Below are 15,934 nucleotides of genomic sequence, written 5' to 3'. Positions count from 1 at the left end.
CACGTGCTGTTTGAATCGCTTTACTAATCTTCTAAAGAATTTCGGTTGGGTTTTTTCGGTAGTATTTCATAAAAACCTGATGTTTATTTCATACTATTAGGGATGAGTTCCGTATCAAAATGGAGGTTATTTGGAAAGGGTGTTAACCTTTGAAAAAAGCAGCCTCATTATTTCATTATTATAGGAGGAATTCAGATGTCACTAAAACGCCATTTGTTCACTTCTGAATCAGTAACTGAAGGTCATCCTGATAAGATTTGCGACCAGATTTCTGATTCTATTTTAGACGCTATTCTAGCAAAGGATGCAAATGCCCGCGTAGCTGCTGAAACATCAGTAACGACCGGCTTAGTTCTAGTTGCCGGCGAAATCACTACCTCTACATATGTAGATATCCCAAAAATTGTTCGTGAGACGATCAAAGAAATTGGCTACGTTCGTGCGAAATATGGCTTTGATTCGGAAACATGTGCGGTGTTAACCTCTATTGATGAACAGTCTCCTGACATTGCCATGGGTGTCAATCAAGCACTTGAAGCTCGTGAAGGTCAAATGTCTGATAAAGAAATTGAAGCAATTGGTGCAGGTGACCAAGGCTTAATGTTCGGCTTCGCCTGTAACGAAACGAAAGAGCTGATGCCTCTTCCAATATCTTTAGCCCATAAGCTTGCCCGCCGGTTAACAGAGGTTCGTAAAGAGGATATCCTTCCATACCTTCGTCCGGACGGAAAAACACAAGTAACGGTCGAATACGATGAGAACAACAAACCGGTTCGGATTGATACAATTGTTATTTCCACCCAGCACCATCCGGAAATTGGACTAGAGCAAATCCAGCGCAATGTTAAGGAACATGTCATTAATCCGGTTGTACCAAAAGAATTAATTGATGAAAATACAAAATATTTTATAAACCCAACCGGCCGCTTTGTAATCGGCGGACCGCAGGGGGATGCAGGACTGACTGGCCGCAAAATTATCGTGGATACTTACGGAGGCTATGCCCGTCACGGCGGCGGCGCTTTTTCCGGTAAGGACCCGACAAAGGTTGACCGTTCAGCCGCTTATGCTGCACGTTATGTTGCAAAAAATATTGTCGCAGCAGATTTAGCTGAAAAATGTGAAGTCCAGCTTGCCTATGCGATTGGTGTAGCAAGACCGGTATCGATTTCCATCGATACTTTTGGCACAGGCAAAGTCAGCGAAGCGGTATTGGTTGACTTAGTAAGTAAAAACTTCGACCTGCGCCCTGCAGGAATCATTAAAATGCTGGATTTACGCCGCCCCATCTATAAGCAAACAGCAGCTTACGGACATTTTGGCCGTACGGATGTTGATCTTCCTTGGGAACGCACTGATAAGGCAGATGCATTACGTGAGCAGGCGGAAGGAAAATAATATGGAGTGGGAGTTGCATTAAGGTGTAACTCCCATTTTTCATTAAACGTCTATTTTCTTGTTCAGTGTTTTAAAAATTGGAATAAAATGTTTAAGTAGGACTATTGAAGTAAAAAATGAGGATACATGATTTTCCTTTTGTTCACAGTGCCATTTTTGAAAAAAAAGTGGTAGTATTAGAGAGTATGTTTTTACAAAAGGATATTTTGAAATAGAGTAGGTGAGGTACATAATGTGCGGTTTTATCGGTTGTGTACATGACAAAACGCAAAATTATCGTGACGAAGAAAAGCAGCTTTTTAAAAATATGAACGATATTATAACCCATCGTGGACCAGATGATGATGGTTATTATTATGATGATCATATTCAATTTGGTTTCCGCCGGTTAAGTATCATTGATATTGAATCCGGGCACCAGCCGCTAACGTATGAAAACGAAAGATACTGGATTATTTTTAACGGTGAAATTTATAACTATGTCGAGCTTCGTGAAGAGTTGCTCAAAGAAGGACTAACTTTTTCCACAAGCTCTGATACAGAGGTTATCATTGCCCTCTACAGCCATCTAAAAGAAAAAGCAGTTGAACGCTTGCGCGGGATGTTTGCTTTTGTTATCTGGGATAAGCAGGAACAAACACTTTATGGGGCACGAGATCCGTTTGGAATTAAACCATTCTTTTATATGGAGGATGGTGACAGAACCTTCTTTGCTTCTGAGAAAAAGAGCATTTTGCTGGCTCTTAAAAATGATGTGCTGGATTATGATTCCTTGCAGCATTATTTAACCTATCAGTTTGTTCCAGAACCTGATACCCTATCTGAAGGAATTAAAAAGCTTGAACCAGGCCATTATTTTACAAAAAAAATCGGCTCGAAGATGGAAATGAACCGCTACTGGAAGGCACATTTTCACCCAGTACTAAAATCGGAAGATGATTTCGTAAAGGAAATCCGTGATATTCTGTTTGATTCGGTTGAAAAGCATATGCGCAGTGATGTTCCGGTTGGTTCCTTCTTATCAGGTGGGATTGACTCTTCCATCATTGCCTCGATTGCAAAGCAATTCCATCCGGCTATTAAAACGTTTTCCGTCGGATTTGAGCACAATGGCTTCAGTGAAATTGATGTCGCCAAGGAAACAGCTGAAAAGCTTGGCGTAGAAAACATCAGTTATATCATTACGCCTGAGGAATATATGAAAGAAGTTCCGAAAATTATTTGGCATATGGATGACCCGCTTGCCGACCCAGCCTGTGTTCCATTATATTTTGTCGCCCGTGAAGCGAGAAAGCATGTTACGGTTGTTCTTTCAGGCGAAGGCGCTGATGAATTGTTTGGCGGCTATAATATTTACCGCGAGCCTGGCGATTTGGAGATTTTTAATAAAATTCCTAGAGTCGGAAAGGTACTTCTAAAAGGAATTGCCGATATGCTTCCGGAAGGGATGAAAGGAAAGAGCTTTATTGAACGCGGGGTGACACCGATGGAGCAGCGCTACATTGGTAATGCCAAGATGTTCGACGAAGCGGAAAAACGTGAGCTTTTGAGTGTCTATCGTGAAGGCTTGAACTATACCGATATCACCAAGCCTCTTTATGAGGAATCAAGAGGTTATGATCCGGTTGACAGGATGCAATATATCGATATCCATACTTGGATGCGCGGCGATATTTTACTAAAGGCTGATAAAATGACGATGGCTCATTCATTGGAACTGCGCGTGCCGTTCTTAGATAAGGCAGTATTTGAAGTAGCCTCGAAAATCCCAACTAGCTTGAAAACAGCTAACGGCACTACTAAGTACGTTTTGCGGAAGGCCGCCGAAGGGGTCGTTCCTGATCATGTTCTAAACCGGAAGAAGCTTGGCTTCCCTGTTCCTATCCGCCACTGGCTAAAGGCTGAGATGAATGATTGGGCAAAAAATATCATTCGTGAAAGCCAGACAGACCATTTAATCAATAAGACGTACCTGTTAAAGCTTCTTGATGACCATTGTCAGGATAAAGCTGACAACAGTCGAAAGATTTGGACTGTTCTTATGTTTATGGTTTGGCATCAGGTGTATGTTGAAGGAGTATACTCCTTTCAAAGCGAGTATAAAAAAGATATAGTATTAGCGAGCAGATAAATGGAAAAGTAAAGGCACCCATCGTTAAGATTGGGTGCCTTTTTGGCTAATAGGAAAGTATAAATTTTTTCAAATTTATACTTTCCTAACGCATAAATTCAACTACGCCTCTGTCTTCGTCCTATCGGACTTGCCAATCGGCGAGTTATCATTTACAGGGATTTATAAAATTGCCCTTTTTCTGCATATTCTCTTGTGATTCTTTCCATTTCCTTAATATCTTCAGGAGTGATTTCTCTAATAACTTTAGCTGGTCTTCCAAATGCTAATGTATTAGGAGGGATTTTTTTGCCTTGCGGAACAAGACTGCCAGCACCAATAAAGGCACCTTCGCCAATTTCCGCCTGGTCCAAAATAATCGATCCCATTCCAATAAGTGCTCCTTTTCGGATGATGCAGCTATGTAATATGACTTGATGGCCAACGGTCACTTCATCCTCTAAAATAAGTGGGTTATTTGGGCTTTGATGCAGGACGGAATTGTCCTGGATGTTTACTTTGTTACCGATTCTTGTCGGCGCTACATCGCCTCTAATAACGGAATTAAACCAGACGCTGGATTCATCGCCGATTTCAACATCTCCTGTAATGGTTACATAATCTGCAATATAGGCAGTGTCGGAAATAACAGGGTATTTATCTTTAAAAGGGTAAATCATCATGCTCGCTCCTTTTTGAATGATAATTCTATTTTAACGAATCAAGCCAAGGAATGACAAAAAATATCGCAATTAAAAAATTCATTTAGATTCTTATTAGTCTTTCCTATATGGTAAAATACAAAAAATGATAACGTTTTAGGGGGATCAGTTATGTGGAAGTGGGAAGCAGAAGGGGAAGCGAAGGCTGTTATTGTCATGGTTCACGGCGCCATGGAGCACCATCGCCGATACGGATGGCTGATTGAGATGTGGCGCACGTCCGGCTTTCATGTCATTATGGCCGACCTTCCCGGGCAGGGAATGACAACGCGATCGCGCCGCGGACATATCGATTCCTTTGATGAATACATATTTGAAGTAAAAGATTGGGTTCAAGCAGCCTATCGATATGAATTGCCTGTTTTTTTGCTGGGCCATAGTATGGGCGGGTTGATTACTATTCGACTCCTTCAAGAAGAAAGAGTAAACATTGCTGGCGTGATTTTGTCCTCTCCATGTTTAGGCTTAATCAAGCCGCCATCCAAATTGTTAAACTTTCTTTCCTATGCCTTAAATGTGGTTTTTCCGTCCTTTAGAATGAATTCAGGGCTGACAGTACAAATGGCAACGAGGAATGAGGATGTCAGGGAAGCTGATTCGAATGATACTCTTTACGTGACAAAGGTTTCGGTAAGATGGTATCGTGAACTTGCGGATGCCATCAAACAAGCTTTCCTTAACCTCGGAAAAACACGTGATGTCCCTATGCTGGTAATGCAGGGCGGGGATGACAAAATCGTAAACAAGGCTCATGTTAAGGATTGGTTTAATCGTGTTCCACTGTCTGAAAAGAGATTTAAGGAATGGCCAAAATGCTACCACGAAATTTTTAATGAACCCGAACGGGAAGAAGTATTTGAATATGCTAAGGATTTTGTTTACAGCCAGTTAAAAGCCATCGGTTATATCGTTTAGAATGGGGGGACTTTTTCCATGAAGCCAATCACCCTTATGTCTAGGGTTTATCGCAAAATCATTCCGACTGTCCATCAAGAATTGGCGTATTGGAAAAATCGCGCCGAAAAAATTCCTAATCCGGAACTCAGGAAGCAGGCACTTGCCAGCATCGAGCATAAGACATTTCATTGTGAAGGCGGTGCCATAATGGCTTTGACCGCAAATGAGCACTATAAAAAGGCGGTCAAGTTTATCGTCGCCTACCAAACAATTAGCGATTACTTGGACAATCTTTGTGACCGGAGCACATCACTTGATCCAAATGATTTTGCGGCTCTTCATGAATCGATGTCGGATGCCCTTGTATTACATGCGGATCGGAAAAACTATTACCGTCTTCGCGAGGACCAGGATGACGGCGGTTATTTAAATGATTTGTCAGAGACATGCCGCAGTGTTTTAAGGGAATTGAAACATTATGAATTTATAAAAGAATATCTGCTTGAACTTTGCGAATACTATTGTGATTTGCAAATTCACAAGCATGTAAAAAAGGAAGAACGGGTGCCCAGGCTTGAAAATTGGTTTCAACGCCATCAAAACCACTTGCCGAAAATGGAATGGTACGAGTTCTCAGCCTGCTCGGGTTCGACATTAGGAATATTTTGTCTAGTGTCTTACGCGATGCGGGATGATTTTACAGCCAGCGATGCTGAAAATATCCGTAATGGCTATTTCCCTTACATACAAGGCCTGCATATTCTTTTGGATTATTTTATTGACCAAGAGGAGGATATGGCAGGAGGCGACCTAAATTTCTGCTTTTATTACGAAAACCAGGAAACCCTGTTTAATCGCTTAAAGCATTTTGTCGTGGAAGCGGACAGGCATACCGAGTTTCTTCCTCACAAAGGATTTCATCAGCTTATTAATCGCGGCTTGCTTGGCATCTATTTATCCGACTCGAAGGTCCGTAAGCAGAGGGATGTCAGGAAGCTTGCCAAAAAAGTCATCAAAGCAGGCGGCTGGATTAGCTATTTCTTTTATTTTAATGGACTAATGTACCGTTCTTTGCAAAAAGCGATGCCATCATTTGTGACTCGGCTGCTTTTGAAAATGTAATAATAAAAAACCAGGCACCCGCCTGGTTTTTGCTATTTTTTTTCAATCGCCACAATAAATGGCGGATTGTTTTTTTGATTGATGAATTGATATTGCAGGACATGTGCTAAATTTTGGTCCAGGCTGCGGCAGAATTCCAAAAGGGCATCGCGCTCAATCGCGCCTCCTTCATGACCATGGTATATAACAAGAACGATAATTCCTTCAGGAGCCATCAGTTCAAGCAATTGTTCAATCGCGGTGACGGTTGTCTCAGGCCGAGTGACAATCGTTTTGTCGCTGCCTGGCAAGTAGCCGAGGTTAAAAATAGCACCAGTAATCTTACTGTGATACGCTGCTGGTATAAGCTCGGCGGATTTTTCATGACCGGCGTGAAAAAGAGTGGCCCGTTCTAACAGCCCTTGCTGTTTTAATCGTTGTTGAGCAGCCTGCACTGCTTGTACCTGAACATCAAAACCAAAAACATGGCCGCTTTCTCCAACCAGGTCAGCGAGAAATACAGTATCATGCCCATTCCCTAATGTGGCATCCACAACTATATCACCTTGGCTAACTGCTTTTTGAAGTAGTTTTCTGGCATACGGAAGAATTCTTTCCATTTTCATCGGTCAACAAACCCCTCTTGAAAAAACTTACCTTGCCAGCTTTCCCTTCTTTTTAATTCTGCATCAATACTGTTTAAGACTTCCCACTTATTAACGCTCCACATCGGTCCAACCATTAAATCAATCGGTCCGTCACCGGTAATTCGGTGAACAATCATTTTCGACGGTAAAATTTCCAATTGGTCGCATACTAAGTTTACATAGTCTTCCTTTGATAAAAACTCGAGCATTCCTTTTTCGTATTGCTTTACCATTGGCGTTCCTTTTAACAGATGCAGAAGGTGGATTTTAATGCCCTCCACATCCAACTTTGCGACCTCTCGCGCAGTTTCCATCATCATGTCATAGGTTTCAAGCGGGAGTCCGTTAATAATATGGGTGCAAATTCTAATACCATGCTTTCTTAATTTGGCCACACCATTGACATAACACTGAAAATCATGGGCCCGATTGATGAGCCCACCGGTTCGTTCATGAACAGTCTGCAAGCCAAGCTCAACCCACAAATAAGTTCTTTCATTTAGTTCGGCCAAGTATTCCACAACATCATCTGGAAGACAGTCAGGCCGTGTTGCAATCGACAAACCTACTACTCCTTCCTGCTTAAGAACCGTTTCGTATTTTTCACGAAGAACCTCGACAGGAGCATGGGTGTTGGTGAATGCTTGGAAGTAGGCCATATATTTGCCGTCTTTCCATTTCGTGTGCATTTTTGTTTTTATATCGTTGAATTGTTTCTCCAAGCTTTCGATCCGGTTTCCGGCAAAATCGCCTGATCCTGCGGCGCTGCAAAACGTACAGCCGCCGTGAGCAACGGTACCGTCACGATTCGGGCAGTCAAAGCCACCGTCTAAGGCTACTTTAAACACCTTGTGACCAAATTGCTGGCGCAGGTGGTAATTCCATGTATGGTAACGCTTATCATCAGTTGCATATGGAAAAGGTTTCGTCTGAAACATTCAGGAAAAACTCCTTTATAATTAATTGCATAAATTCAATTTTATCATGAAGGAATTCCTTATCCAACAGTATTTATCACTGCCAGGATTTATCAATTCAATCGTGTAATAGGAAAAAGAATGAGGAACAAAATAAGAAATGAAGCTGTGCGCTTCAATTGAATGATTTTAGGTCGGGCCATATCAAGAAGGGGGTTCTTACATGGCTACTCGCGAATCAATGGAAAACTTAACGCAGCAGGTGGAGGATTGTCTTCGCTGCGCCGAGGAGCAGTATAAGCAAAGCAGTCTTCAGGAGCATTACAATGATAATGATTATACGACGGCGCTGCAAAATCTTGAGCAGACGTATCAGGATATCTGTACGATGGCTCATAGCGCTAATGGGCAACAGCGGGAACAGCTGCACAGAATGAGACTGCAGGTTCAGCAGCTGCAAAATAGTTTGATTTTACAAGGGACCCGAGGAGGAGAACAGTTTTGAAAAAACGTTCAAAACAGCAAAACCCTGAACAAAAAACGCGAAACGGAATTAACAATCAGGACATTGAGTTTGGACAAGATGCAGACATCATTAAACAAGCTAAAAAGAAGTATGAACAAACTGGCGGTCAGCCTGTAAAATCGAAATTCCACCAGGAAAATAATTAATCTTCATAAATTTGTCAAAATCTCTCAACGTATTGTTGAGAGGTTTTTTTCTGGAAAAATAAAAAAACATTATTGTAAAATCAATTTTACCCTAGAAACATCATGAGAATAGAGAGAATTTATGTTCACATTTTAGAAATAACTCTATATTTCAGTGTGATTTCCGTCACGGATGAAGCCAGCTCACAAATGGTTTAAATAGGGTAGGAAAACAAATCTTCCATGTAATACCTCCATTCCCAGTTAGGCAAATCTTTTAGTCTAGCCTCTTATTTCAGTTGTTTTGTGAATCAATTCACATTTTATCCATTATTAAGGAGTTCAAGTTAATGAAAAAAATTATGCTAATCATTGGGATACTTTTCATTATTGTAAGCCCCTCCACTTGCTATGCCGAAGAGGAGCAAAATATTTTTAGTTTAGAGGAATTAACCATTCAGGTCATGCCGGAGTTTGCGTTCCATCCAAATGACAAGGAGAAAGACCATCCACCGTTGTTAATTGGCTATCATGGAACAATGGTTAACGATTCTGACCAGGCTCAAATTGGACAAATTGAAATTCCTCTTCCTATGAATGAAAAAGGCTTCCGAATCGGATATGTTGCAGATTACTCAGCAGATTTAAAGCAGGTGTATGAAATGGAATACAGGATTAACCGTGAAAGAGGAACCATTTCCTGGACAACAAGCCAGGAAATTGGTCCGCATGAACGCTATAAGTTTGTGATTGAATTTTATACCAATAGTTTAAATGTAAATAATGATAAGAAATTTTTATCCTATCGCTTTAAAAGCTTTGTTGATATTGGGCTGGTGAATGTGAATTTTACAAAACCATCTAAAGCAAAAAAGATGAAACTGACCCCAGCGCCAAAGGAACAGAGTCATGCTGATGGAGAAGAAAAATTTGCTTATCACTTTCAGGATGTGAAGGCTGGAGATGAAAAAAGCTTTAACCTACAATATGAACGTAGCGAAACGAAATCGGTCATGGAATTATCGAAAACCGACGGAAGGATGGAAGAAAAGACTTCTAATAATCTTGCGCTAGGGGCATTCGGCGGTATCAGCCTGTTGTCGGCAGCAGCATTGACCGTTCTCATTCGAAAAAGAAATAAGGTTTCCTAATTAAGTGATTAAGGTACTACGTACTTTAATTTATAAAAAAAGAGAGAAAAAAGGGAGTATGGGAGGTGAAGAAAATGTTTAAAAAGCTTTTAAAAATCGACAAACGGTTTTTAATCGTATTGGCTCTCCTTGTGGGTGTTTTCTTGTCCTTTTCTACGGTGAAAACAATGGCCTACTTGGATTCCCCGGGTTTTTGCCAAAACTGTCATACCATGAAATCGCAGTATGCCTCATTCATGGACTCTACGCACGCTGAATTACAGTGTAACGATTGTCATTTGCCTCATGAAAGTGAAACTGGAAAGTTATTTTTTAAAGCGCGCGCGGGAATGACGCATATTTACTTCAACACGCTGGGAACAGAGGATATTCCGGATGTCATTCATGCGACAGATCGTACAAAAAATATCATGAATGAAAACTGCATCTCCTGCCATCAGAGTACACTGACCAATGTCTCGCATGATGCGAAAGACAGCTGTATTTCATGCCACAAAACCGTACCGCATGGCAAAGGCTTTAAAGATGACCATTTTAATAAGCCGCCAAAATCAGGAGAGCTATTAGAAAATAAGGGAGGATTCTAAGAAATGAACAGGTTGAGATATGGGGCATATCTTCTCGTCCTTGCGTTTGTACTGATTGTCACCGGATGCAGCAAAGATTCCGGCGAAAAAACGGCAAATGCCGCTGGACAGAAAACAACAGGCCTTTCAGAAAATGAAATAAGCAATGAAGCGTTCAAGGACTTATTTCCGCTACAATACAACAGCTATATGAAAAATAAGAAAATGGAAGATACCAAATACAATGGCTCTATCAAACGGAGCAAATATGATCCGGATAAAGAACCGTTACTTCCGATCCTTTTCAACGGTTACGGATTCGCGACCGAATACAACGAAGACCGCGGTCACGTCTATGCGTTAGAGGATATTCGCAATGTTAAACGTATTACCGATAAATCAGTAGGTTCTTGTTATACCTGTAAATCAACCGCCGTACCGGGGATGATTAAAGAAATGGGCGACAGCTATTGGGGCGCTAATTTTAACCAGGTTATCTGGCCTAAAGGGGAAGCGATGGGGCACTCGCCAATCGGCTGCTCCGACTGTCATGACCCAAAAACGATGGATTTACGCGTCACCCGTCCAAGCTTCTATAAAGCTTTAAATGCACAAGGAATTGATACGTCGAAGCCAACGAAAAATGAAATGCGCAGCTATGTGTGCGGCCAGTGTCACGTAGAGTACCATTTTGCAGCCAGCAACAGTGAAGTTATTTTCCCTTGGAACAACGGCTTTAAGCCGGAAGATATGTATGAATACTATAACACGATTGCTAAACAAAATGGCTTTGAAAAAGATTGGGTTAGCAGCATTTCCGGTACGCCGATGCTAAAAGCCCAGCACCCTGAATTTGAAACTAATGCATCGGGTCCACATGGCAAAGCCAGTGTATCCTGTGCCGACTGCCATATGCCATATGAACGTGTCGATGGAAAAAGAAAGATTTCGTCCCACTGGTGGACATCACCGCTTAAAACCATGCAGACTTCCTGCGGCCAATGCCATGGTGACCGTGATCTGGATAAGCTAAAAGACCGCGTCTATGAAATTCAGGAAGCTAACGTTAGTGCTCTACACGAAGCACAGGATATTTCTACAACTGCCCATTATTATATAAATAAGATGATTACATCAAATGTGGGCCAAGAAAAAATTAAGGAAGCGCAAGAATATGTTCGTAAAGGTCAATGGTACTGGGATATCATCGCCGCGGAAAACTCGTCAGGCTTCCACAATCCGCAAGGCTCAATGGATTCATTGCGCATTTCTGTTGAAGCGTCCAATAAAGCGATTCGCGTTGCCACCGAAGAGCTTATCAAAAAGGGTGTCAATTTGGATGAGGTAAATGCAGAAATTGAAAAAGTGAAAAAGGCTGTCGCTGATGAGAAGGTAAATGAGAAGAAGAAGGATCAAGCTGTAAACAGCTACTTCCCGGCGCAGGCACCTGTAGTACCGGCAACGCCAAAAAAATAGACCCTTTCCGTTATCAGGTTTTCTATTCGTCCGGCCAAGAAGGAATAGGAACCTATTGGAAAGAGCCTGAATGAGGAGATTAATCTATTGAAAACACTGTTTCTTTTATAGGGACAGTGTTTTCCTATATGTATATAGTGACAAACTTGTGACACTGTGTCAATTTTTTAATAATCGCTTTCCATGCGAAAAATGGTAATCAAAAAGGATTGCGCTTCTACTAAAAAAGGGCTAAAATACCAAGGATATCGAAATATTTTTTATCAAAGGAGCGTTTTTCATGCCACGTGCCTTATGGCTTTTAATCATTGGGATGGCAGTGAATGTAATAGGCTCTTCTTTTTTATGGCCTTTAAATACGATTTATATTCACGATTATCTAGGTAAGTCCCTTTCGGTTGCCGGAATCGTCCTAATGTTAAATGCAGGAGCCACCGTAATCGGAAATCTGTTTGGCGGAAATTTATATGATAAACTAGGCGGTTATAAATCGATTCTGCTGGGAATTGGAATTTCACTTCTAGCCTTGGTGGGATTAACCATCTGGCATAGCTGGCCGTCCTACGTTGTCTTTTTAACTATTGTTGGTTTTGGAACAGGTATTATTTTTCCTTCGATGTATGCCATGGCAGGATCGGTTTGGCGAGAAGGCGGCCGGAAATCCTTTAATGCCCTCTATGTTGCACAAAACCTCGGGGTCGCTGTTGGTACTGCTTTAGGCGGCATTGTTGCCGACTATTCCTTCCAGCTAATCTTCCTAGCTAATACCATCATGTATGTGATCTTTTTATTTATCGCTGTTTTCGGATATAAAGGAATTGCGATTGACTCAGCTAAGCGTGAAACAAACACCAAAACTGCTCCAACCATAAAAAGCAAAGCTAACCTGCAAGCTTTACTTATTATTAGTACGGGATATTTACTATGCTGGGTTGCGTATGTCCAGTGGACCACAACAATTGCTTCCTATACGCAGGAAATCAACATCTCCCTCACACAATATAGCTTGTTATGGACGATAAATGGGGCATTAATCGTATTAGGGCAGCCTGTTTTAAATGGTATTTTAAAACATCTTAGTGCTTCCCTTAAGGTGCAAATTCTAATCGGAATTGCCATCTTTATCATTTCATTTATCGTTGCTGGAAATGCGGGGGCTTTTACTGGCTTCCTAGCCGCAATGATTATTTTAACAATTGGGGAAATGTTCGTTTGGCCGGCGGTGCCAACCTTAGCCTTCGCCCTTGCTCCTAAGGGCCGCGAAGGATTTTATCAAGGAATTGTTAACAGTACAGCAACCGGCGGAAGAATGATTGGACCGCTCCTTGGCGGCGTCATTGTTGATTTGTACAGCATGTCTGCTTTATTCACAATCTTAATCGGATTATTTTTCATTGCAATTATCACAACCGTAGTATATGACCGTCATTTGAAATCACAAGAGCAGGTGACTGCAAAAGCGTTATAAATACTTTCTGCAACCAAAACCACAGCTGACTGACTGTGGTTTTGATGTTTAAAATCAAGTATCCCTGTCAACCATGAAAATAGGCTCAAGTTTACTTGCATACTGTTAGAAAATTTAATACAATTACGTTATATTTATATTTTAATAACAGTGAGTAGGAGTAGTAGTGATTTAAGTCCCGTATTTAGAGAGTTGACGGCTGGTGCAAGTCAACCGGGAGGGTCATGAACTCGCCTAGGAGTTGCAGGCATGAATGAAAAGTAATGTTTGCCGTTTTCCGCGTTAAGGATTAATGAAGCGAGTGCATTGCACTAATGTGGGTGGTACCGCGGGAAGATACATACAGTCCTCTCGTCCCTGTTGGGGATGAGAGGTTTTTTATTTTTTAAGGAGGATTACAGATATGAGTTTCGATCATCAACAAATCGAAAAGAAGTGGCAAAAGAAATGGGAAGAAGAAAAAACATTTAAAACAAGCGAAGATCCGGGCAAACGGAAATTCTACGCTTTAGATATGTTCCCATATCCGTCAGGGGCCGGACTGCATGTGGGGCATCCGGAAGGTTATACTGCAACGGATATCCTTTCACGGATGAAACGGATGCAGGGCTATAATGTCCTTCACCCAATGGGCTGGGATGCATTCGGGTTGCCTGCTGAACAATACGCTCTAGATACAGGCAATGACCCTGCTGAATTTACTGCGAAAAACATTGACACATTTCGCAGACAAATTAAATCTCTTGGTTTTTCTTATGACTGGGATCGCGAAGTCAATACGACTGACCCTGAGTACTACAAATGGACACAATGGATTTTCTTGAAGCTATGGGAAAAAGGTCTCGCCTATGTTGATGAAGTACCGGTCAACTGGTGTCCAGCGCTTGGAACTGTTTTAGCCAACGAAGAAGTCATTGATGGAAAAAGTGAACGCGGAGGCCATCCGGTTGAACGCCGTCCAATGAGACAGTGGATTTTAAAAATTACAGCTTATGCCGATCGTCTACTCGAAGATCTAGAAGAACTGGACTGGCCGGAAAGCTTGAAGGAAATGCAGCGGAACTGGATTGGCCGTTCCGAGGGTGCGGAAGTCACTTTCCAAATCGATGGACACAATGAAACCTTCACGGTATTTACGACCCGCCCTGATACACTATTTGGTGCCACTTATGCTGTGCTTGCTCCAGAGCATGCTTTGGTGGATAAAATTACAACTGCTGAGCAGCGGGAGGCCGTTGAGGCTTATTTAGATAAAGTAAAATCAAAGAGTGACCTCGAGCGTACTGACCTTGCAAAGGAAAAAACAGGGGTATTCACGGGCGCCTACGCCATCAATCCTACTAACGGCGAGAAAATGCCAATCTGGATTGCCGACTATGTATTAGTCAGTTATGGTACTGGAGCAATTATGGCCGTTCCTGCACACGATGAGCGCGACTATGAATTTGCGAGAAAATTTGAACTGCCGATTAAGGAAGTTGTTGCCGGCGGCGATGTAGAGAAAGAAGCCTATACCGGCGATGGCGAACACGTCAATTCCGATTTCTTAAATGGTCTAAACAAGGTAGATGCGATTAAAAAAATGATTTCCTGGCTTGAGGAAAAGGGTATTGGTACGAAGAAGGTAACCTTCCGTCTCCGCGACTGGCTGTTTAGCCGCCAGCGTTATTGGGGTGAACCGATTCCAATTATTCAATGGGAAGACGGCACCATGACAGCCGTACCTGAAGAAGAGCTTCCATTAATGCTGCCAAAAACAACCGAAATCAGACCGTCCGGGACAGGTGAATCACCGCTAGCCAATATTAAGGATTGGGTAAATGTGGTTGACCCTGTTACAGGCAAAAAGGGCCGCCGTGAAACCAACACGATGCCGCAGTGGGCTGGCAGCTGCTGGTACTTCTTGCGCTATATTGATCCGAACAATAAGGAAGCATTAGCTTCACCGGAAAAATTAAAGCAATGGCTTCCAGTTGATATTTATGTTGGCGGTGCCGAGCATGCCGTACTTCATTTGCTATATTCACGTTTCTGGCATAAATTCTTGTATGATATCGGCGTTGTGTCAACCAAGGAACCATTCCAAAAGCTGTTTAACCAAGGAATGATTCTTGGTGAAAACAATGAGAAAATGAGTAAATCAAAAGGCAACGTCGTCAATCCGGATGACATCGTCAATACCCACGGTGCAGATACGCTGCGCCTATACGAAATGTTTATGGGACCGCTTGATGCTTCAATCGCTTGGTCCACAAACGGCTTAGATGGATCCCGCCGCTTCCTCGACCGTATCTGGCGTTTGCTGGTGGAGGAAAACGGTGAATTGAATCCAAAAATTCAGCCGAACGAAGAAGCTTCCAATCTGGAAAAAGCCTACCATCAAACCGTAAAGAAAGTAACTGAGGATTACGAAGGAATGCGCTTCAACACTGCCATTTCTCAGATGATGGTATTCATTAATGAAGCTTATAAAGCAACTGTTCTTCCAAAGCATTTTATCGAAGGCTTTGTTAAGCTTCTTTCACCAGTGGCACCGCATATTGCTGAGGAACTTTGGGAAAAACTAGGGCATAATGATACAATTTCCTATGAAGCTTGGCCTGCATATGATGAAGCAAAGCTAGTGGATAACGAAGTTGAAATCGTGATTCAGGTCAACGGCAAAGTAAAAGCGAAGCTATTAGTTCCGACTGATGCAAGTAAAGAAGCACTTGAAGGAATTGCAATGGATGATGACCGGGTTAAGGAACAAATCGAAGGGAAAACTGTTCGCAAAGTGATTACTGTTCCAGGAAAACTTGTAAACATTGTCGCTAACTAATATTATAGG

The 15,934-nt window shown here is 42.0% G+C and carries 14 protein-coding genes and 1 other annotated feature; of the genes, 11 read left to right on the top strand and 3 right to left on the bottom strand.

The features are described from left to right. The first annotated feature begins 195 nt into the window (after positions 1-195). Together metK and asnB are read left to right on the top strand one after the other, a co-directional pair. On the top strand, positions 196-1,398 hold the full coding sequence (gene metK, locus ACFPA1_RS17540) for a methionine adenosyltransferase (RefSeq protein ID WP_378584364.1): 1,203 nt from the start codon (positions 196-198) through the stop codon (positions 1,396-1,398). 232 nt (positions 1,399-1,630) lie between these two features. Continuing rightward, the gene (gene asnB, locus ACFPA1_RS17535; protein WP_378584363.1) at positions 1,631-3,529 is read left to right on the top strand and encodes an asparagine synthase (glutamine-hydrolyzing); all 1,899 of its coding nucleotides are present in this window, start codon (positions 1,631-1,633) and stop codon (positions 3,527-3,529) included. Between the two features lie 152 nt (positions 3,530-3,681). On the opposite strand, the gene ACFPA1_RS17530 is transcribed toward asnB, so the two are convergent. After that, complete coding sequence (locus tag ACFPA1_RS17530) at positions 3,682-4,188, bottom strand: gamma carbonic anhydrase family protein (protein WP_213145268.1); 507 nt, start codon at positions 4,186-4,188, stop codon at positions 3,682-3,684. 153 nt (positions 4,189-4,341) lie between these two features. On the opposite strand from ACFPA1_RS17530, the gene ACFPA1_RS17525 reads away from it, so the two are divergent. Beyond that, positions 4,342-5,145 (top strand): alpha/beta hydrolase, encoded by an 804-nt coding sequence (locus ACFPA1_RS17525; protein ID WP_213144543.1) that lies wholly within the window; start codon positions 4,342-4,344, stop codon positions 5,143-5,145. Between the two features lie 18 nt (positions 5,146-5,163). Next, positions 5,164-6,249, top strand: a complete 1,086-nt coding sequence (locus tag ACFPA1_RS17520; protein WP_213144544.1) for a tetraprenyl-beta-curcumene synthase family protein — start codon at positions 5,164-5,166, stop codon at positions 6,247-6,249. 32 nt (positions 6,250-6,281) lie between these two features. On the opposite strand, the gene ACFPA1_RS17515 is transcribed toward ACFPA1_RS17520, so the two are convergent. Then, entirely contained in the window at positions 6,282-6,854 is a 573-nt protein-coding gene (locus ACFPA1_RS17515) for a tRNA (mnm(5)s(2)U34)-methyltransferase (protein ID WP_378584361.1), read from the bottom strand. Next, positions 6,851-7,813 (bottom strand): TIGR01212 family radical SAM protein, encoded by a 963-nt coding sequence (locus ACFPA1_RS17510; protein WP_378584359.1) that lies wholly within the window; start codon positions 7,811-7,813, stop codon positions 6,851-6,853. The genes ACFPA1_RS17515 and ACFPA1_RS17510 overlap by 4 nt, the downstream gene beginning before the upstream one ends. A 202-nt stretch (positions 7,814-8,015) precedes the next feature. Here ACFPA1_RS17510 and ACFPA1_RS17505 point away from each other — a divergent pair, with 202 nt between their 5' ends. The 7 genes from ACFPA1_RS17505 (at position 8,016) to leuS (ending at position 15,925) form a co-directional block, all read left to right on the top strand. Then, entirely contained in the window at positions 8,016-8,297 is a 282-nt protein-coding gene (locus ACFPA1_RS17505) for a YtzC family protein (RefSeq protein ID WP_213144547.1), read from the top strand. Further along, positions 8,294-8,464 (top strand): glycogen biosynthesis protein GlgD, encoded by a 171-nt coding sequence (locus ACFPA1_RS17500; protein WP_213144548.1) that lies wholly within the window; start codon positions 8,294-8,296, stop codon positions 8,462-8,464. The genes ACFPA1_RS17505 and ACFPA1_RS17500 overlap by 4 nt, the downstream gene beginning before the upstream one ends. 329 nt (positions 8,465-8,793) lie before the next feature. Beyond that, entirely contained in the window at positions 8,794-9,594 is an 801-nt protein-coding gene (locus ACFPA1_RS17495; RefSeq protein WP_378584357.1) for a hypothetical protein, read from the top strand. Between the two features lie 74 nt (positions 9,595-9,668). Further along, a complete protein-coding gene (locus tag ACFPA1_RS17490; RefSeq protein ID WP_213144550.1) occupies positions 9,669-10,181 on the top strand; it encodes a cytochrome c3 family protein in 513 nt (170 codons plus the stop codon). A 3-nt stretch (positions 10,182-10,184) separates the two neighbouring features. Continuing rightward, the gene (locus ACFPA1_RS17485; RefSeq protein ID WP_378584356.1) at positions 10,185-11,636 is read left to right on the top strand and encodes an ammonia-forming cytochrome c nitrite reductase subunit c552; all 1,452 of its coding nucleotides are present in this window, start codon (positions 10,185-10,187) and stop codon (positions 11,634-11,636) included. A gap of 280 nt (positions 11,637-11,916) precedes the next feature. Beyond that, positions 11,917-13,104: an MDR family MFS transporter gene (locus ACFPA1_RS17480; RefSeq protein WP_378584355.1), complete on the top strand. Its 1,188-nt coding sequence runs from the start codon at positions 11,917-11,919 to the stop codon at positions 13,102-13,104. Positions 13,105-13,245: 141 nt separating this feature from the next. After that, positions 13,246-13,466: a binding site (T-box leader), on the top strand. Between the two features lie 41 nt (positions 13,467-13,507). Further along, positions 13,508-15,925: a leucine--tRNA ligase gene (leuS, locus tag ACFPA1_RS17475; protein ID WP_378584354.1), complete on the top strand. Its 2,418-nt coding sequence runs from the start codon at positions 13,508-13,510 to the stop codon at positions 15,923-15,925. The last annotated feature ends 9 nt before the right edge of the window (positions 15,926-15,934 follow it).

It is taken from the genome of Neobacillus sp. GCM10023253, assembly GCF_042653105.1.
Taxonomy (GTDB): Bacteria; Bacillota; Bacilli; order Bacillales; family Cytobacillaceae; genus Neobacillus; species Neobacillus citreus.
Note: the sequence above shows the minus strand (reverse complement) of the source record. Positions and strands in the feature narration are given on the sequence as shown.